15 protein-coding genes and 1 pseudogene are annotated in these 19,468 nt (G+C 64.4%); 9 read left to right on the top strand and 7 right to left on the bottom strand.

The genetic code is table 11. The annotated features are described in order from the left end of the window. Positions 1-153 precede the first annotated feature (153 nt). Entirely contained in the window at positions 154-1,320 is a 1,167-nt protein-coding gene (locus tag QYH69_RS07510; protein WP_308831257.1) for a mandelate racemase/muconate lactonizing enzyme family protein, read from the bottom strand. Between the two features lie 115 nt (positions 1,321-1,435). On the opposite strand from QYH69_RS07510, the gene QYH69_RS07505 reads away from it, so the two are divergent. The 4 genes and pseudogenes from QYH69_RS07505 to msrA form a co-directional block, all read left to right on the top strand. After that, a complete protein-coding gene (locus tag QYH69_RS07505; protein WP_075160263.1) occupies positions 1,436-2,347 on the top strand; it encodes a LysR family transcriptional regulator in 912 nt (303 codons plus the stop codon). 277 nt (positions 2,348-2,624) lie between these two features. Next, on the top strand, positions 2,625-4,454 hold the full coding sequence (locus QYH69_RS07500; RefSeq protein ID WP_308831301.1) for a cytochrome c biogenesis protein DipZ: 1,830 nt from the start codon (positions 2,625-2,627) through the stop codon (positions 4,452-4,454). 26 nt (positions 4,455-4,480) lie between these two features. Beyond that, a complete protein-coding gene (locus tag QYH69_RS07495) occupies positions 4,481-4,681 on the top strand; it encodes a hypothetical protein (RefSeq protein WP_308831256.1) in 201 nt (66 codons plus the stop codon). A gap of 52 nt (positions 4,682-4,733) precedes the next feature. Next, positions 4,734-5,225: pseudogene (msrA, locus tag QYH69_RS07490) on the top strand (peptide-methionine (S)-S-oxide reductase MsrA); the annotation flags it as partial. 148 nt (positions 5,226-5,373) lie between these two features. Here the strand turns inward: msrA and QYH69_RS07485 are convergent. From QYH69_RS07485 to aepX, 3 genes are read right to left on the bottom strand one after another with little or no spacing between them, the layout of a single operon-like run. After that, the gene (locus QYH69_RS07485) at positions 5,374-6,441 is read right to left on the bottom strand and encodes a 2-aminoethylphosphonate aminotransferase (RefSeq protein WP_308831255.1); all 1,068 of its coding nucleotides are present in this window, start codon (positions 6,439-6,441) and stop codon (positions 5,374-5,376) included. 42 nt (positions 6,442-6,483) lie between these two features. Beyond that, positions 6,484-7,653, bottom strand: a complete 1,170-nt coding sequence (gene aepY / locus QYH69_RS07480) for a phosphonopyruvate decarboxylase (RefSeq protein WP_308831254.1) — start codon at positions 7,651-7,653, stop codon at positions 6,484-6,486. Then, entirely contained in the window at positions 7,650-9,377 is a 1,728-nt protein-coding gene (aepX, locus tag QYH69_RS07475; RefSeq protein WP_308831253.1) for a phosphoenolpyruvate mutase, read from the bottom strand. The genes aepY and aepX overlap by 4 nt, the downstream gene beginning before the upstream one ends. Before the next feature lie 638 nt (positions 9,378-10,015). Here aepX and QYH69_RS07470 point away from each other — a divergent pair. From QYH69_RS07470 to QYH69_RS07460, 3 genes are all read left to right on the top strand, one after another. After that, positions 10,016-11,566, top strand: coding sequence for a methyl-accepting chemotaxis protein (locus QYH69_RS07470; RefSeq protein ID WP_308831252.1), 1,551 nt, complete (start codon positions 10,016-10,018; stop codon positions 11,564-11,566). 229 nt (positions 11,567-11,795) lie between these two features. Further along, on the top strand, positions 11,796-12,542 hold the full coding sequence (aqpZ, locus tag QYH69_RS07465; RefSeq protein ID WP_308831251.1) for an aquaporin Z: 747 nt from the start codon (positions 11,796-11,798) through the stop codon (positions 12,540-12,542). A 202-nt stretch (positions 12,543-12,744) separates the two neighbouring features. Beyond that, the gene (locus tag QYH69_RS07460) at positions 12,745-14,511 is read left to right on the top strand and encodes a penicillin-binding protein 2 (protein ID WP_308831250.1); all 1,767 of its coding nucleotides are present in this window, start codon (positions 12,745-12,747) and stop codon (positions 14,509-14,511) included. 4 nt (positions 14,512-14,515) lie between these two features. Here QYH69_RS07460 and QYH69_RS07455 read toward each other — a convergent pair whose 3' ends face one another. From QYH69_RS07455 to QYH69_RS07445, 3 genes are all read right to left on the bottom strand, one after another. Continuing rightward, the gene (locus QYH69_RS07455; RefSeq protein WP_308831249.1) at positions 14,516-16,804 is read right to left on the bottom strand and encodes a cytotoxic necrotizing factor Rho-activating domain-containing protein; all 2,289 of its coding nucleotides are present in this window, start codon (positions 16,802-16,804) and stop codon (positions 14,516-14,518) included. A 230-nt stretch (positions 16,805-17,034) separates the two neighbouring features. Beyond that, on the bottom strand, positions 17,035-17,280 hold the full coding sequence (locus tag QYH69_RS07450; RefSeq protein ID WP_308831248.1) for a hypothetical protein: 246 nt from the start codon (positions 17,278-17,280) through the stop codon (positions 17,035-17,037). A gap of 37 nt (positions 17,281-17,317) precedes the next feature. Beyond that, complete coding sequence (locus QYH69_RS07445; protein WP_308831247.1) at positions 17,318-17,869, bottom strand: lecithin retinol acyltransferase family protein; 552 nt, start codon at positions 17,867-17,869, stop codon at positions 17,318-17,320. A gap of 493 nt (positions 17,870-18,362) precedes the next feature. Between QYH69_RS07445 and QYH69_RS07440 the strand changes: the two genes are divergently transcribed. Beyond that, positions 18,363-18,647, top strand: a complete 285-nt coding sequence (locus QYH69_RS07440) for a hypothetical protein (protein ID WP_075160254.1) — start codon at positions 18,363-18,365, stop codon at positions 18,645-18,647. Between the two features lie 15 nt (positions 18,648-18,662). Beyond that, on the top strand, positions 18,663-19,445 hold the full coding sequence (locus tag QYH69_RS07435; protein ID WP_308831246.1) for a protein phosphatase 2C domain-containing protein: 783 nt from the start codon (positions 18,663-18,665) through the stop codon (positions 19,443-19,445). The last annotated feature ends 23 nt before the right edge of the window (positions 19,446-19,468 follow it).

The following is a 19,468-nucleotide window of genomic DNA, read 5'->3' as shown; positions in this document are numbered from 1 at the left end:
AAGCGGCCAGCGTACCGATGGAACATGACAATGGGGAGTTCGCGCCCATCGTGTTTCCGCTTGTACCCGCGTGATCCCCGTTGTTACGACGAAGCCGCTTGCCCGCTGCACTCCTGATGCAGACGGACAAACGGCCTTTATCGAGCTGCGCGATTACGCGAGCAGCGTTTGCATCTGCTGATACAGATCGCTCTTGCCTTCGAAGCCGATACCCGGCAGATCGGGCATCGTGATGTAACCGTTATCGACCTTCACGCCATCGGGGAAGCCGCCGAACGGCTGGAACAGATCCGGATACGACTCGTTGCCGCCGAGGCCGAGACCGGCCGCGATGTTGAGCGACATCTGGTGGCCGCCGTGCGGAATGCAGCGCTTACGCGACCAGCCGTGCTCGTGCAGCATGTCGAGCGTGCGCAGATATTCGACGAGGCCGTACGACAGCGCGCAGTCGAATTGCAGCCAGTCGCGATCCGAACGCATGCCGCCGTAGCGGATCAGGTTGCGCGCATCCTGCATCGAAAACAGATCTTCGCCGGTCGCCATCGGCTTGTCGTAGTAGTTGCGCAGCGTCGCCTGCAGTTCGAAGTCGAGCGGATCGCCCGGCTCTTCGTACCAGAACAGGTCGTATTGCGACAGCGCCTTCGCATAGCGGATCGCCGTGTCGAGATCGAAGCGGCCGTTCGCGTCGACGGCGAGCTTCTGGCCGTCCTGCAGCACCGAGAGGATCGAATCGATACGGCGCAGATCTTCGTCGAGCGAGCCGCCGCCGATCTTCTTCTTGACGACCGTATAGCCGCGGTCGATATAGCTGCGCATCTCGTCCTTCAGCTTCTCGTGATCCTGGCCCGGGTAGTAATAGCCGCCTGCCGCGTAGACGAACACCTTGCGGTCCGGCACGCCGTTGCCGTAACGGTCCGCGAGCAGCTGGAACAGCGGCTTGCCTTCGATCTTCGCGACCGCATCCCAGATGGCCATATCGATCGTGCCGATCGCGACCGAGCGCTCGCCATGGCCGCCTGGCTTTTCATTCGTGAACATCGTCGCCCAGATCTTGTGCGGATCGAGGTTCGTGCCCTTGTCGTCGACGAGCGACGCGGGATCGGCAGCCATGATGCGCGGAATGAAGCGCTCGCGCATCAACGTGCCCTGACCGTAGCGGCCGTTCGAGTTGAAACCGAAACCGACCACCGGCTTGCCGTCGCGGATCACATCGGTCATCACGGCGACGCAGCTCAGCGTCATCTTGCTGAAGTCGATATAGGCATTGCGAATCGACGAACTAATAGGAAATGTCTTTTCGCGAATCTCGACGATCTTCATTCGGGTCTCCAGAAATCCTGCACGCTGCCGGTGCATACGACGTTTGAAAGACGAAAGATTACGTCCGGCAACGCGCGTTAGAATTCAGCAATATTCAATTGATAATTCAGTTTCAGTGAAAACCGACATCAACTCCGACCTCGAGTTTTTCGTCCTGCTGGCACGCCACGAGAGCCTCTCGGCGGCGGCCCGCGCGCTCGATCTGACGCCGCCCGCGGCGACGCGGCGCCTCGCCCAGATGGAGGAAAAACTCGGCGTGCGGCTCGTGAACCGCACGACGCGCACGGTCAGCCTGACGGCGGAAGGCGAGATCTATCTGCAGCACGCGGCGCGCATCCTCGCGCAGGTGCAGGAAATGGAGGATGCCGTGTCGAGCCACGGCGCCGCGCCGCGCGGCCTGCTGCGCGTGAACGCGTCGCTCGGCTTTGGCCGCACGACCATTGCACCGGTCGTATCGAAGTTTGCGAAGGCGTATCCCGATGTCGAAGTGCAGTTCGAAGTGACCGACCGGCCGATCGATCTGATTGAAAACGCCTTCGATCTGGCCATCCGCTTCGGCGAGTTGCCCGATCAGCGCCTCAATGCGCGGCGCATCATGTCGAACCGGCGCTTTTTATGCGCGTCGCCGGCCTATCTGGAACGCAACGGCACGCCGCAGAAAGTGGCCGATCTCGCGCATCACCGCTGCATCGTGCACCGTCAGAACGACGACGCTTACGGCATCTGGCGCTTCGTGCGCGAGCAGCACAGCGAAGCGGTCAAGGTGCATGGGATGCTGTCGAGCAACGACGGCGACATCGTGCTCGGCTGGGCGCTCGACGGTCACGGCATCCTGATCCGCTCGGAGTGGGACCTCGAAAAATATGTGAAGAGCGGCCGGCTGCGTGTCGTGCTGCCCGATTTCGTGCTGCCGGACGCCGATCTGTTCGTGTACTACCCGAGCCGCCAGAACCAGGCGGCGCGCGTGCGCGCATTCATCGATTTCCTCGTGGAACAGTTCGAGCCGCCGGCGCGAAAAGGTCGTTAGCAGCGCATCCAGACCGGCAGACCTGATAGAACAAAGGCCCGACGCTCGACGCTGCATATCGCCCGGAGCCGATCCATGCGCGTGCCGCAATTGTCATTTTCGCGAGCGTGACGCGACCAAGCGATATATCGGGGAATAACTGGCGGAAATCCGTGTTTGCCCGATGAAAGGAACCTGTTGATCGCACAGGCGCCGCGTTGTGCTGACGTGGCCGCGCATCGGCAGGAAGAGCGCCGCCGGTATGCGGCGCGCGCATCGCTTGCCGAGGTTGCCGAAGATGATTCCGTTTCTGATCGCATGGCTCGGTGGCGTGCTGACGATCGTCAGCCCCTGCATCCTGCCGGTCCTGCCGTTCGTGTTCGCACGCACGGGCAAGCCGTTTCTGCAAAGCGGGCTGCCGCTGCTCGCCGGCATGGCCGCGACCTTCAGCGCGGTCGGCGCGCTGGCCGCGGTCGGCGGCGGCTGGGCGGTCGCCGCCAACCAGTACGGCCGCATTGCCGCGCTCGTCGTGCTGGCGCTGTTCGGCCTGACGCTGCTGCTGCCGAAGCTGTCCGACTCGATGACGCGGCCGCTCGTCGCGCTCGGCGCGCGGCTCTCGGAGACCGCGCAAGGCGCCGATAACAAACAGACGGTCTCGGAGACGATCTGGGCGTCGCTGCTGCTCGGCGTCGCGACGGGCCTGCTGTGGGCGCCGTGCGCGGGCCCGATTCTCGGGCTGATCCTGACCGGCGCCGCGTTGCAAGGCGCGAGTGTGCACACGTCGTTGCTGCTGCTTTCGTATGCGGCCGGCGCGGCGACATCGCTCGCGCTCGCGCTCGTGGTCGGCGGCAAGGTGTTCAGCGCGATGAAGCAATCGCTGCACATCAGCGAGTGGCTCAAGCGCGGGCTCGGCGTAGCCGTGCTCGCAGGTGTCGCGGCGATTGCCGCGCATGCGGACACGGGTTTTCTCACGCATCTGTCGCTTTCGGGTACGAATAGCCTCGAGCAGAACGTGCTCGACCGCTTGCATCCGGGGAAAAACACTCCGAAGGACGCGATGGTGGCGGTCGCACCGGGCAACGCCGCCGCGGCAGGCGTCGAAGGCGCGCAGGCCATGTCGCAGGCAAGCCAGGCGGCCCAACCGGGCAGTCCCGCGCCACTGCCCGTCGAAGGCACGCTGCCGTCGCTCGACGGCGCCGTGCAATGGCTGAATTCGCCGCCGCTCACCGCGGCGCAACTGCGCGGCAAGGTCGTGCTGGTCGACTTCTGGACCTACTCGTGCATCAACTGCCTGCGCACGCTGCCGTACGTGGAAGCGTGGGCCGACAAGTACAAGGACGCAGGCCTCGTGGTGATCGGCGTGCATACGCCCGAGTTTGCATTCGAAAAGGACGTCGGCAACGTGAGCCGCGCGGTGAAGGACCTGAAGGTGAACTTCCCCGTTGCGATCGACGACAACTACAAGATCTGGCGCGCGTTCGACAATCAGTACTGGCCTGCCGATTACTTCGTCGACGCGCATGGCCGGATTCGCGCGCACCACTTCGGCGAAGGCGACTATGCGGGCTCCGAGCAGGTGATCCGTCAACTGCTGACCGAAGCGGGCGCGCACAACCTGCCGGGCGGTATGGTGAAGGACCCCGGCACGGGCGCCGAAGCAGCGCCCGGGATGGCCGACATCCAGTCGCCGGAGACCTACGTCGGCTACGACCGCGCGACGAACTTCGCGTCGCCGGGCGAACCGGTGCTCGACAAGCCGCACCGTTACACGCTCGCCAATGGTCTCGGTCTGAACGACTGGGCGCTCGACGGCACGTGGACACTCCGCGCCGAGCATACCGATCTCGATCAGCCGGGCGGCGCGATTGCGTTCCGCTTCCATGCACGCGATCTGCACCTTGTGCTCGGACCGACTGCGAACGGACAGCCGGTGCGCTTCCGGGTGACGATCGACGGCAAGGCGCCGGGCTCGAATCACGGCAGCGATACCGACGCGAACGGCACCGGCACGGTCACGACACAGCGGTTGTATCAGCTGATCCGCCAGAGCGGCACGATTACCGACCACACGTTTGAAATCCGCTTTCTCGACCCGGGCGTGCGCGCGTACGCGTTCACGTTCGGTTGATCCCTGCTTCAATCACGGAGACGACCATGAAGGACGAAGTTATCCAACCACCCTCGCGCAAGGGCGCCGCGGCTGCGCAACGGTTGCGCCGCCGCCTGCCGTTTGCCGCGCTTTTCGCCGCGCTCGTGGCGGGCGTCGGTTTCACTCAACGGCATGTCATGGCCGACGAGGCACACATGGCGCCGCCGCCGGCAGTCAAGTCGGATCGTAGCCATGTCGTTCTGTGAGCCAAGGAGTTGGTAGAATGTTTTGTCTTCCTAAGACCGCTTGGCCTCCGACTTGACGAGCGCGGTGTCGGGCTACACCGGCGGCGCGCAAGCGGCGGCCGGGTACGAGACGGTGAGCACGGGCACGACGGGCCATGCGGAATCGGTGCGCGTGACGTTCGATCCGCATCAGATCAGCTACGGACGCATCCTGCAGATTTACTTTTCTGTTGCGCACGACCCGACCGAGCTGAACCGGCAAGGGCCGGACGTCGGCACGCAGTACCGCTCGACGATCTTCCCGACCACGCCCGAGCAGGCCCGCATCGCGAAGTCGTATATCGCGCAGTTGAGCAACGCGCACGTGTTCGCCGATAAGATCGTGACGACGATCGAGCCGGATCGCACGTTTTATCCGGCTGAGGCGTATCACCAGAACTATCTGACGCTGCACCCGGATCAGCCGTATATCGCGTTCAACGATATTCCGAAGGTCCAGGATCTGAAGAAGCTGTTTCCGACGCAGTATCGGGACAAGCCGGTGCTGGTGAAGGTGGCTTCGTAGTTTCCGCTGCTTTCGCGGCTCGAAGAAGGTCGATGTCGACCTGTGGAATCATCGGCGCAAGGGCAATGTGACGGTCCGCTTGCGCCGATACGAGACCGGCGATCTTTGCCGCACGAGCTTTCGCTCGTCGCGCCTTTTTAGTCGACGCCTACTTCGTCAACTGATCGAATCCCTGCAATAACCGCTCGATATCCGGCGCATGGATATCGCCCATCGTCGAAATCCGGAACAGCTCCGCAGAGAGTCCACCCTGCCCCGCGTAGATAACGAAGCCGCGCGCTTTCAGCGCATCGTGCAATTGCGGATACGCCACCCCGCCCGGCAACCGGTATGCGCGCAGCACGACCGACGACTGGTCGGCCGGCAACACGCTCGCGATGCCACGCGCGGCCAATCCCGCCCGCACCTGCTCGGCGAGCGCCGCATAGCGCGCATGCCGCGCGGTCCACCCGCCTTCGTCGGCCATCTCGCGCAGCGCTTCGACGAGCGCGTAATACGCATGCACCGACGGCGTAAACGGCGTATTGCGCTGATCCTGCAATCGCGCAAGCCGCCCAAGATCGAGATAGTACGTACGGCTGGCGGCCACCTCGAGCGCGTCGCGTCGCACGATCACGAACGCCGCGCCCGGCACGCCATGCAAACACTTGTTTGCCGTAGCCGCAACCGCGGCGATCGTCGTATCGGCAAAGTCGATTGCTTCGGCGCCGAAGCTGCTCACGCCATCCACGAGCAAGCGCACGCCGCGCTCGCGGCATACTGCGGCAAGCGCACGCAGGTCGTTGAGCCGGCCCGTCGTCGTTTCGTGGTGAATCGCGGCGACATGCGTGATCGCACGATCGGCATCGAGTGCGGCGGCAATGCGCGCCACGTCCGGCGCCTGCATCCATTCGTGTTTGATCACCGTCTGCGCGATCTGGTATTGCGTCGCGATCGCGGAGATACGCTCGCCATACACACCGTTCTCGACCACGAGCAGCTTGCCGCTCCCGGGCACGAGCGCGGCCACCATGCTTTCGACCGCGGCAGTGCCGGAGCCCGTCATCAGCACCGCGGTCCACTGCGCGGGATCGAGACCATAGATCTGCAGCAGACGTGCGCGCGCTTCGTCCTGCAAATCGAAGAACTCGCTCTCGCGGTGGCACAGATCGGTTTGCAGCAGACTGTTGCGCACACGGGCGCTCAGCGTTACCGGGCCGGGATTCAGCAATAACATCGACGTTCTCCTCACTACTGACTATGCTGGCTGTCCCGCCTGCTATTGCGCAGTACTTGCGCCGATGTGGCGCATCAGACGGGTCTTGACATCGGGCGGCGCGATCGTCGGACGCGGCAAGCCGTCCGGCGTGCCGCGGCGAATCGCGAGCCGCACGAAACGCGGGCCGACGCCATCGGCACGCGGCGCGGCGAGCACCTCGTCGAGCACGCGCAGCTGATCGGTTTCCACCGCCGATGCGTAACCGCACGCGGCCGCGACGCCGGCGAACGATACCTGCGGCGACACCGTCGCCTGGCCGCCCGTCGAATCGTGCGCGCCATTATCGAGCAACACGTGAGTGAGATTCGCAGTGCCATATGCGCCGAGCGTAGCGAATACGCCCATGCGCATCAGCGCCGCACCGTCGCCATCGAGCGCGACGACGTGCAGATCGGGGCGCGCCAGCGCGAGGCCGAGCGCGAACGGCGTCAGGCAGCCCATCGAACCGACCATATACAGCTGGTTCGCACGGTCGTCGATCGCATACAGCTCGCGGCCGCAAAAACCGGTCGACGCGAGCACGACCGTCGAATCGAGCGGCGCATGTGCGATCACGCGCTGCAGCGCTTCATTGCGAGTCGGCAATGCGTCGGGCGCAACGCCGTCGAGCCGCGTCACCGCCGCTTTCGCCGCACCGCGCGGCGCCGCAGTGCCCGCCTTCAGTTCATACGGCTTGACACTACCCTTCTGCATCACGAGCGCATACGGCCGGCCCGTTTCGTCCATATGTCTGATTGCGCGATCGAGCGCGGGACCGATTGCTTCGGCCTCGGTCGGGAACGTCTCCCACGGAATTTCCATCGTGTCGAGCATGGCCGGCGTGATCGGGCCCATCAGCGCGTGCTGCGGCTCGTCGGGCACACCGGGCTGGCCGCGCCACGTGACGATCAGCAATTGCGGCAGCCGGAACGTCCATGTCAACGAGGTGAGCGGGCTCACCGCATTGCCGAGCCCCGAGTTCTGCATCATCGTGACGCCGCGTTTGCCGCCGAGCGTCACGCCCGCGACGAACGCCACCGCATCGCCTTCGTTGGCCGCCGACACGTAATGCAGATTCGGGTCCTGCAGCACGTAGTTGATGAACGGCGTCAGATACGAGCACGGCACACCCGCGTACCAGTCGAAGCCGCGCTTACGCGCCGCTTCGACGAATTGTGCTGCTTCGATCATCGCGCGCCCTCGTCCGCGCCGCCGGCTTGTGCGAGCGGCGTCTGCGCGTGCGCGAAATCGCCGGCGCGGCGGAAGTCTTCGAGATCGTTGACGCCGCGCCAGTGGCCGTGCACGTACTGCACTTCGACCTCTTCGCCCGCTTCGATCAGCGCATTGAGCAGCGCCGGCATGTCGAGCGACGCAAAGTCTGCACGCGTGCGCAGTTGCGCCACCACTTCCTTGAGGCGCGCGAGGCCCGCGCCGCGCACGTTCATGAGCCCGACCCAGCGGCCTTGCGGCGCCTTCGACGTCGCGCCGGCCGGCGCATCGTTCTCGTCGCTCGACACGCGGCTCAGCAGCACCTTGTTGCCGAACAGGTCACGGTCGTCCGACGCCGAACACCACGCGAAATCGCGCACGCTGCGGTTGGCCGCATGCGTTTCCGACGCATCCGACGAATCGACGACGACGCAGAACGGCGCTTCGCTTTCGACGAGGTCGCGCACGATATAGCTGCGGAACAGCAGATCGCCGTACGAGATGACCGTATCGCCCTGCAGACGATCGAGCGCGCAGGCCAGCGACGAAAGCTCGCCCGTCGTTTCATGGTGTTCGTTCACGACGAGCTTGATGCCGGCCGTGTCGATCGCGTCGGCGCGATAACCGCCGACCACCGTGATGTCGTTGACACCCTGCTTCTTGAACGCATCGACGAGCCAGCGCAACAGCGGCTTGCCGGCGATCGGCAGCATGACCTTCGGACGGTCGGCCGTGACCGCTTCGAGACCCTTGCCGCGGCTCGCCGCGAGCACGACAGCCGAGCCCGATGCGCGCGAGGCGGACAGGTAGCGGTCTTCCGCTTCCGAGTATTCGTCCGCGTCCTGCAGACGGAAAATCTCGTTTACGGTCGCCACGCGATCTTCGACGTTGACGAGCGTCTGGTGCTCGTAGATGTCCTTGACGACTGCCTGCATGGCCGACACGGCCGCGCGCAGCTGATGGTTCGCCCAGATCACCGCGCTGATGCCGGCCTTGCGGAACACATCGGTCGGCGTGCTGTAGTACTTGGTCGGCACGATCACGATCGGACCGCGGCCGGCCCATTCGCGCGCGAACTCGAGAATCTCGTCGGGCTTCGACAGCTTGCTGTGCATCAGGATCGCGTCGGCGCCTGCTTGCCGGTACGCTTCGGCGCGGCGCAGCGCCTCTTCCATGCCCCAGCCCGCGATCAGCGCCTCGACGCGCGCGACGATCGAAAAGTTTTCGTCGAGCTGGGAATCCTTGCCGGCCTTGATCTTGCCGCAGAACTCGTCGACGTCCGCGAGCGGCTGGCGTTCGCCGTTGATAAAGCTGTTCGTTTTCGGAAACTGCTTGTCTTCGATGCACACGCCCGCGATGCCGCGCTGCTCGAGCTTGCGCACGAGGCGGCGCACGTTGTTGAAGTTGCCGTAACCGGTGTCGCCGTCGAGCAGAATCGGCAGGTCGCTCGCGTCGGCCATGAATTCGAGCTGATCGACGACCTGAGTCCAGCTCGCCTCGTTGTTGTCGCGCACGCCGAATTGCGCGGAAATCGTCAGACCGGAGCCCCAGATCGCCTTGAAGCCCGCTTCGCGCACGATGCGCGCCGACAGGCCGTTATGCGCTTCCATCAGGAATTCGAGTTCACTGCTGAGCAGCATCTGGCGCAGGCGTGCGCTGCGTGACGTGACCGAGGTGGCGGAGAAAGAAGGTTCGCGTGCATTCATTTTGTGGCTCCTGCGGGCCGCTGCAATGGCGGCAAATCGTCGACGGCCGCTCGCGCGACGTCGCTGGGAAAATCGATCGTAATCGAGCTTGCGAACGCAAGCCTAAGCATGCGGAAAGACCAGGCGCGAGAGCGCTCGTCCGCTCCTGGGGAAAAATCGAATTGATCAATGCGGTTCTTGTGCAAATCGGTTCGGGCTGTCCGCAATAACGGGCCTTTTCGGCTGACCAAAAGTGGCGACTATATCGGAAATAAATCGCCCACGCCGCACTGGTGCGTCATTTATGGCAATTGATGGAATTAGTTTGAAAAATGTGTGATTTACCGCGGTACGTGCGAAACCCACGCGCCGCGCAAACCGATCGCGTCAGCCTCACGTTGCAGCGACTCACGACGATTTCCCAACGCACTGATTTATCAGACAAAAGTTACCGCGAACCGTTGCTGCATAAGGGTTTCCCCTGCTGCGCGCGGTTTGCCGCGCATCCGTTAACTGCACTGAGGCCTCGCAAAGTTCGTTTCGCGGCATCACCGTGAAAATCCGCTTTCAACGTTATCTCACGACTTCGTCTTTCGACTCGCACGACAACCGCGCTTGCAATCCACATCGCTTTATCCAGACACCCGGACATGCAGACCATGACGCTCAACAAGAAACTCGGCTCGATGATTGCCGTGCTGTGGATCGGCCTGATCCTGATCGGCGCGTTCGGCGCGTGGCAAAGCCGCGCATCGATGATCGCGGAGCGCCGGGCGCAACTGATGACGCTCGGCCAGGAAGCCAATTCGATCGTCAACCACTTCTACACGCTCTCGCAGCAGCACGGGATCGACGAAGCAGAAGCGAAGAAGCAGGCGCTCGCCGCGGTGGGCGCGCTGCGCTATGGCGCCGACGGCTATTTCTCGATCAACGATTCGAAGCCGGTGATGCTCATGCATCCGATCAAGCCCGAACTCGTCGGCAAGAACCTTGCGCATTTCGCCGACCCTGCGGGCACCCATGTATTCATCGAGATCGTGAAGGCCGGCGACCGCAACAGCGGCGGCGACTTCGTCGATTATCTGTGGTCGAAGCCCGGCAACGAAAAACCCGTGCCGAAGACGAGCTTTTCGCTGCGCTTCGCGCCGTGGGACTGGTATCTCGTCACCGGCATGTACATGGACGACGTGCGCAGCGCGTTCATCAGCAACCTCGTGCGCTGGCTCGCCATCACGTTCGCGCTCGGCGCGCTCGCCACCGTCGTGATGGTGCTCGTGCTGCGCAGCGTGCGGCGTACGCTCGGCGGCGACCTCGAAGTCGCGGTCGCGGCCACGCAGCGAATGGCGAGCGGCGACCTCGCGACCGCCGTGCCGGTATTGGCCGGCGATCATACGAGCCTGCTGCACGCGCTCTCCGCGATGCAACAGGGGCTCGTCGCGACGGTCTCGCAAGTGCGCATCGGCACCGAAAATATCGATGTGGGCGCAACGGAAATCGCCGCAGGCAACACCGACCTGTCGCAACGCACCGAGGAACAGGCGGCGGCGCTCGTGCAAACCGCATCGAGCATGGACCAGATGACGCACAACGTGAAGCACAATGCGGACAGCGCCGCGCAAGCGGCCCAGCTCGCGAGCCAGGCGGCCGACGTCGCGTCGCGCGGCAGCCAGGTCGTCGACAATGTCGTGCGCACGATGGGCGACATCACGAACAGCTCGCGGCAGATTGGCGACATCATCGGCGTGATCGACGGCATCGCGTTCCAGACGAACATCCTCGCGCTCAACGCGGCCGTCGAAGCGGCACGCGCGGGCGAACAGGGCCGCGGCTTCGCGGTCGTCGCGGCCGAGGTGCGCAGCCTCGCGCAGCGATCGGCCACGGCGGCCAAGGAGATCAAGGCGCTGATCGAGACGTCGACGGGCAGCGTCGACGCGGGCGCCGAACTCGTCGCGAGCGCGGGTTCGACGATGGGCGAGATCGTGCAATCGGTGCGGCGCGTCAACGAGATCCTCGAAGAAATCAGCCGCGCATCGCGCGAGCAAAGCGCCGGCATCGAGCAGGTCAATCGCGCAGTCGGCGAGATGGATCAGGTCACGCAGCAGAACGCGGCGCTCGTCGAAGAAGCGGCGGCGGCCGCGCATTCGCTGAAAGACCAGGTGAGCGGGCTGCGCGACGCGATCTCGACTTTCACGCTGCCCGCAAGAGCATAACAAGCGGCATAGAAAGGGACATAAAAAGCGGCCGCGCGCGGCAGAAATGCAGGCGCGCAATCTTCTTTTACACTCGCGCGCCCGCCCGGCCTACCCTTCACAAATCTTGACAGTCGATTTTCCCGAGCATGACTAAACTCCGCGCTCGGGAGCGGACCGGCCGCCCTGCTTCGTGCGGCTTCGGTTTCGCCTGCTCCCGCTTTTCGAAACTTCCGAGGGAGCACCCTTCATGTCCTTGTCCAAACGTCTCTTCGCCGAACTGTTCGGCACTTTCTGGCTCGTTCTCGGCGGCTGCGGCAGCGCCGTCCTCGCCGCGAGCTTCGCAGGTCCCGAACACGGGCTCGGCATCGGCTTCGTCGGCGTATCGCTCGCCTTCGGCCTGACCGTGCTGACGATGGCATACGCCATCGGCCACGTGTCGGGCTGCCATCTGAATCCAGCCGTCAGCATCGGGCTCGCGACCGCCGGCCGCTTTCCGATGCGCGACGTCGTGCCGTATATCGTCGCGCAACTCGCGGGCGCGATTCTCGGCGCCCTCGTGCTGTCCCTGATCGCCTCGGGCAAGCCCGGCTTCGACCTCGTGGCCAGCGGTTTCGCAAGCAACGGCTATGGCGAGCGCTCGCCCGGCCATTACACGATGGCCGCCGCGTTCATCTGCGAAGCGGTGATGACGGGCTTCTTCCTGTTCGTGATTCTCGGCGCAACAGACCAACGCGCACCGGCCGGCTTCGCGCCGATCGCGATCGGCCTGTGCCTGACGCTGATTCACCTGGTCTCGATTCCGGTGACGAACGCGTCGGTCAACCCGGCACGCTCGACGGGGCCGGCGCTTTTCGCAGGCGGCGCCGCTGTCGACCAGTTGTGGCTGTTCTGGACCGCGCCGATTATCGGGGCGATCGTCGCGGGCATCGCGTATCCGCTCGTCGCGGGCAGCACGAAGAGCGGCGAAGTGCGCGCATCGGGCGCGACGGCGTAAGCGGCTCATCGCATCGTGCGGCGCGTCGGGTCGAGCGGGTTGGTATTCCCGCAACGCCCGCCGCGCCGCGCTCGCATTCACATTACGTTTTAATTACAATCGGTGCGGCGCCGCGCAACCGCCGCACTCGCAACGGTTGCGTTGCACGTTCGTCGCACGCCGCTCCCGCGTGTCCTTCGCGTGCTCACTCACGTCCGCAACCATGGTCCTGAAAAAGAAAGCACAACCGAGAGCCGCCTATGCGAGTCACGCGAAACATCCGATGCTCGACGCGCGCCTGCCGGCGTGGCGCTCGAAGCTCATCGTGTTTATCGCCTTCACCGCGTTCGCGTCGCTCATCGGGCGCGCGTACTGGGTGCAGGTCGTCAATCGCGACTTCTATCTCGAACAGGGCCAGAAGCGCTATCAACGGACCATCGAACTCGATGCCACGCGCGGACGCATCGTCGATCGCCACGGCGCGCTGCTCGCAGTCAGTCTCGCCACCTATGAAATCTGGGCATCGCCCAAACTGATCGATGCCGATTCGCTGGCGCCGCTCGCCGCACTGATCGAACAACCGCTCGCGGAACTACGCCGCCGGGTGTCCGGCGACAAGTCGTTCGTGCTGCTCAAGCGCCAGGTCGACGCCGACACCGCGGAAAAAATCCGCAAGCTCGGCCTGACCGGCATCACGCAGATCGCCGATACGAAGCGTTTCTATCCGGAAGGCGAATCGGCCGCGCACGTGGTCGGCTTCACCGATATCGAAGACAACGGCCAGGAAGGTGTCGAACTGGCCGCGAACGATGCGTTGAGCGGCGTGCCGGGCCGCCGCGATGTGATCCGCGACCGCCTTGGCCGCGTCGTCTACGAAACCCGGCCGCTGCAGCCCGCGCGCAACGGCGCGACGGTTCAGCTCACGATCGACCGCCGCATCCAGCAGCTCGCCTATGCGCAACTGAAGGCCGCGATCGCGAAGCATCGCGCCGAAGCGGGCAGCGTCGTCGTGCTCGATGCGCGCAACGGCGAGATTCTCGCGCTGGCGAACTTCCCGAGCTTCGATCCGAACGACCGCGCGCGCCTGACCGGCCGGCAACTGCGCAATCGCGCAGTCGTCGACACATTCGAACCGGGTTCGACGATCAAACCCGTGGTGGTCGCGTTATCGCTCGATCGGGGCAAGGTCAGTCCGCGCACGCTCGTCGACACCGCACCTGGCTTCTGGAAGATCGGCCCGAATGTGATTCACGACACCTCCAATCACGGGCGCATGACGGTCGCCGAAGCGTTGCAGAAGTCGAGCAATATCGCGCTTGCGAAGCTCGCACTGAATCTTCCGGCCGAAACGATCTGGACCACGTATCAGCAATATGGGCTCGGCCACGCGCCGCAGCTGACGTTCCCCGGTGTCGCCTCCGGCAAGGTGCGGCCCTACGAGCGCTGGCGGCCGATCGAACAGGCGACGATGGCCTATGGCTATGGGCTGTCGGCCTCGCTGCTGCAGCTTGCGCAGGTGTACACGGTGTATGCGGGCGACGGCACGCTGCGGCCCGCGTATCTGCTGCACGAAACGCCGCCCGCTGCAACGGTGCGCGCCGCGATGCCGGACGCCGGCGAGCCTGGCGCCAGCCAGGCGGTTTCGCACGCGCGGCGCGTAACGACACCTGCCACGGCGGCGGCGATTCGCGACATGCTCGAAATGGCGACAGGACCCGGCGGCACGGGCCAGGCCGCATCGATCGAAGGCTATCGCGTGGGCGGCAAGACCGGCACGGCGCGCAAGCAGATCGGCGCAAGCTACGCGGCAAACCGCTATCGCGCGCTTTTCGTCGGCATGGCGCCGATGAGCGACCCGCGCGTCATTGTCGCCGTGATGATCGACGACCCGGCCGGCCGTGCATTCTACGGCGGCACGGTTGCCGGGCCCGTATTCTCGGCGGTGGCGGGCGGTACGCTGCAGTTGCTGGGCGTGCCGCCCGACACGTGAACGGCTAGACCGGCGGCTGCGCCGTATCGGAGTCGTCGGGCAGCGGCCCGGGCACCGCATAAGTCGCGCGCTCCCGATCCTTCGTCTTGTACCGGTATCTGATCGGGCTACCCCTGCCGCCCGCGGGCGAACCACCATCGAGCGTGCCCTTCTCGGCCAGCACGCTGACCGTGACCGCGCCCTTCAGGTCCTTCGACACGACCGCCTCCGCGGTACCGATCGTGCGCAGCTTCGGATCGTACTCGTGATAGTTGAACGTCATCATGTGCCAGCGCGGTCCGCTGGCCGGTCCGAATTCATGCCGGGGCACGTGCAGATACGCATTCGCCGAAGCGTCGGCTGCTCCGCCCACGGCGCCCAGCGTCGCACCGGCGCCGACCAGCGCCTGCGTGTTGTCCATCGATCGCCCGCTATAGACAAGCGCCGAAAACGGATACTGTCGCGCCACGAGGACGAGGTCCGTGTTGTCGCCGCTCCATTTGTACTCGCGCTGCTTCGTCGGCCCGATCTTGACGTGCGCATCGACGATGCTCTTCGCCCCTTGCTGCGCAGTCAGCCAGTCCGGACTCGATTCCGCGGTACCGGCGTGATAGGCATAGAGCGACGTTCCTTCCGACGCGAACAGCATCGTGCAGCCGTTCATCGCGCCGCCGCTGACGACGATGGTCGAGCCGCGCCGCAGATTGGCAAAAGGCAGCCTGATTGCGCCGACCCCCTGCCTGCCATTGCCGAGTTCGATGATCTCCGCGCCTTGCAGATTCATATTGGTGTTGCCGCCCCAGGATTTGCCGGCGTTGATCTTCGCACTGGCGACATAGGACGTCACATGCTCCGCCGATCCGACCAGCAATACGTCGCGCCGCTCGTCGTAGTCGGTCTTGCGCAACGGACGCGCCATCTCCATGTCGGTCACGTCCCTGTCGTTGCGGTAGAAGTAGAACCGCGTGTGGAAATCGTCGACCCGCATCCGGTCCTGATACGCATTGGCCGGCACCTCGAGGCTGATGGGGCCTCTGCCGGCGATTCGCTTCAGATCGTTGAATGCCCTTTGCGGGGGCTTCGGCACGGCGAGGCCCGTGCATCCGGTGCACGATCCCGCGCTCGAACTTTCCGCGCGCGCCGGTACGCGTGGGCGCGCGCCGCCCGTTTCATCCGTCGACGCGCGGCGCGGCCCCGCGGCCGCCTCGTCCGTCCCGCCCTCAGGCAGGTGCGGCGGACGGGTCGGGCTGAGCGGATAGCCAATCCGCCCGGACGGCAACCTCGTCGGCGGCTTGAACGTATTCTTGCGGACGATATGCGGTACGCCCGGTTGCGTCTCCGAAACCGGCAATGGAATCCGGAAGCGCGGAAAATCGAACGCGTAAATGGGCTCGTACTTCGGCCTCGAGTCGTATCGTGCCGGCGGCAGGAGAAGCGTGCGCCCGCCGGGGCTGGCCGCCGCGTCGCCCGAAGCACGAGAGCCGGGTTTCGCTCGCGCCTGCTTCGTGTCCACGACCTTATAGGCGCCGGTCAAGTCAGAAGACAGCCTCTCTTTATCGACCGGTTCCCCACTGATCATCCTGTTCACCGAATCGAGCACCGAACCGGCCAGCTGGCTGATGTTGCCCGTCTTCGAAACGGCGGCAGCCGCATCGACAATGCCCGCATAACGGTAGATCTGCTCCTCTTCTTCGGCGCTCAGCGCGTCGCCATGCACCGCTTTGCTCACGAGGTCCTTCGCGCTCGAAATGAAAGAAGCGAACGGCGACTTCAACGCGTTCGCGGTCGTCCCGACGACGTCCTTCAACGAGTAGTCAGTCTTGATCCGCACGCCGCCGATGTACTCCACCTTCGGCGGCTCGCTACGCGGCTCGGCCTCGCCCGCCGGTTGCGTGGTTTTTTCCCGACCGTTCGAACCGTCCCGCCTCGCAGGAGGATCCGCAACACGCGCGCTCGCGGCCGGTGGCCCCTTGGAATTCGCGGGCTCCTCGCGCAAGAAAGCAAGGCGTTCGCGCAGCACGTCGTACAGCTTGAGAACTTCGCCGTCCTCGATCGATAGTTCCGCGCCGGCATCCTCGTTTCGCTGTATCGCTCGCGCATGCTCCTCGAGAAGCAGCAGCCGCGGCGCCATCTGAACGGCGTTCGGATAAGCCTCCAATGCGCGCTGGTCCGTGTCGCCGGAATCGGCCGCAGGCACGGCCCGGGCCGGCGGCTCGACGACGCGCGACACAGGCACTGCGCGAGCCGCTGGCGGCAGATAGGAACTATCGCCTGCCGACTGAGAAGTGCCGAGTATTTTTTCCTGTATCCACATGACGGTGTCCTCTGCAAATTGCATTGCGAAGCGCGCAGCTTTCTGCAGACGATACGACGTACCATCGCGCGAATGTAGTGAACATCCGGCACCGCCATGCGGGCCGCGGCCCCCGCGCCAGCGACCTTCTCTCCATCTTAAGGCCCGTTTAATTTTCCACGCAGAAGATGCCTGCTATCCCCTGTTGAGCCGCCGAAGTCAGGCGGCGCTTTTTTTGGGGAGCGTGCGACTCAAGCGTGCCGCCATCCTTCGAACACTGGCCGCTTTTGCGCCGGCGGAAAGACATTCCACGAGCCGTCGCCATGGCGAAAGAAAAAGAACGACAACAAGCCATCGGGCCTCATCGCTTCGACTCGTACGCAACCACGCCCGGCCCCCGCCGTACGCGAACAACGCATAACGCGCGCGGGTGCCGCGGCCGTCGGTGCGAGCCATTTGTCGACAGCCGAGCGCAATGTCTTTCCGGTCGTGTTCATGATGGTCTCCTCGATCCCGAGTTCGATGCCACTTGCCTTATGCAGCACGAGCAGCGATCTGGCCGCTCCTGCTTCCGAATCCCTGAGACACGTATGCCCTCACGAGGCACAGCAGTGCGCGCAGCGCTGCATGCGGGCGCGTGAGGCACGCGTGGACCTGCTCGCTGCGGCTTTCGCCGAACACGCACCAGGCGCAGAAGTGTTCGCAGTTGTTGGTCAGCAGCCGGTAGCTGTTTTCGCCGAGGCGCGAGCGCGCGCGGCGTACCGTTTCCGCACCGGCAAACTTCGGCAGCGGATGCGGCAGCACGGCAATCGCATGGCCCGCCGCAAACTGCTCGAGCGTCACTTCCGCGACCGGGCCGCGATGCGCCGAACCGGCATAGCCCGCGTAGTGGACGATCTTGCCGCCGCCGACATAGATGCCGTGATGCGCGTAGCCGCGGCGTTGCGTGACGAGGTGAGCGCCGAGCGCAGGTTCGTCGTCGAAGCCATAAACCGTGACATCGTTGACGACGCAAGCCGCTGCGCCGCGCAGGGAAGCGACAGGCTCCGGTTCGACGATGCTCGCTGACTGGCAGGTGATGTTCATGGCTCGCTCGCTTCGCTGTGGAAGTCCAACACTGTTGCGAGCGTTTTCGCATCATCCGGACCAGCGTGCGCAAGTGCTTGATCTATCGGGGAAACGTGCCAAATCGACACGAATCGGCGGGCCCTTGTGTGCGCCGCATTCCAACACTGTTCACACGGCGGTGTTGGCAGCCGACGATCAGTTTGCCTACGCGCCATGATTCGCGTCGCGAGGCGCACGATAAAGCTCACTGGCTTGCACAACGGCAGATCGGCGTTCAATGTGTTGGGTGTCCCAACGTTTCGCGCCCGCCCATGTTGGCCGCCGCAAGACGCAAACAGCCGAAGCCGCGCGCGACGATCGGCATCGCTATGCGAAGAACGCCGCGCAATCAATGGCTTGGACGCCGTAGCCGGAACGCATTCGGACTGGCATACGCTTTGCACGTATCTGCCGCAGCTATCCATTGAAACACAGCAGCCGCACACCGCCGGCTCCTTCCGGAGAACCGATCATGGCCTCGATTGCTATTCACGACCTCTCGCATAATCTCGCGCTCGATCGCAAGGCAATGACCGCGATTCGCGGCGGCGGCGGTGCGCCATGGGTATTCGGCTGGATTCAGCCGTATGTGCGCAGTTCGCCGAGCATGGGCCCGGTCGTCAATCTGTACGAGGTGCAAAACAATTTCTACGCGGACCAGATGATCAATCAGTTTCAGACCGTCGACGTGCGCAACAGCGCGCCGAATTCGAACATCAGCGTCGCGCCGGACGCGCTCAGCCGGAACACCGCCTGACCCACTGCCGGAATCGTGATGTGCGCGAGCCACTTCCGCTGGATGTCGTCGGCGCGCTCGGAAGCCGGGCGCGTGCGCGACATCAACGAGGATGCCTGTCTTGACGAGCCGGCGCACGGGCGCTGGGCCGTCGCGGACGGCATGGGCGGCCATGCGGTCGGCGACGTCGCGAGCCGTCTCGTGATCGAAGGCCTCAGGCAATTGCCTGACGCAGCGAACCGAATGACCGGAAATCTCGCGCAAGTACACGCGCAATTGCTCACCGCGAATCAGCAGTTGCGCGACGAAGCGGCGCGCCGGCAAGTGCAACGGATCGGCTGCACCGTCGTCGTGCTGCTCGCCTGCGATCGCTTTTGCGGGTATTTGTGGGCCGGCGACAGCCGCATCTATCTATGCCGCAACGGCCAGTTGCGGCAATTGACGCGCGACCACAGCCACGTCGAGGAATTGCGCGCATTGGGCCAGCTGACCGACGAGGAAGCACGCCATCATCCGGCACATCACATCATTACACGTGCGATCGGCGCGACCGATCAACTCGTTCTCGATGAAGACACGATTGAAGTGGCCGATGGAGACGTCTTTCTGCTTTGCAGCGATGGTCTGTCGAACGAGCTGACCAACGCAGAGATTCTCGCCACGCTAGTCGCCACGTCGCCGTTCGATTGCCGCCGCGTCACCGATGAACTCGTCGACATGGCGCTCGCGCGGGGCGGGCGAGACAATATCACCGCGATCGTCGTGCTGGCCGAAGATCCGCTTGCGGCAGATAAGACGCTGTTGAATCCGACGAGCTGATCCGGCACGCCGCGTTGCAGGCG

The organism is Paraburkholderia sp. SARCC-3016, from assembly GCF_031119615.1.
In the GTDB taxonomy this organism is placed as follows: domain Bacteria; phylum Pseudomonadota; class Gammaproteobacteria; order Burkholderiales; family Burkholderiaceae; genus Paraburkholderia.
This window is presented reverse-complemented; position numbering and strand designations above follow the sequence as displayed.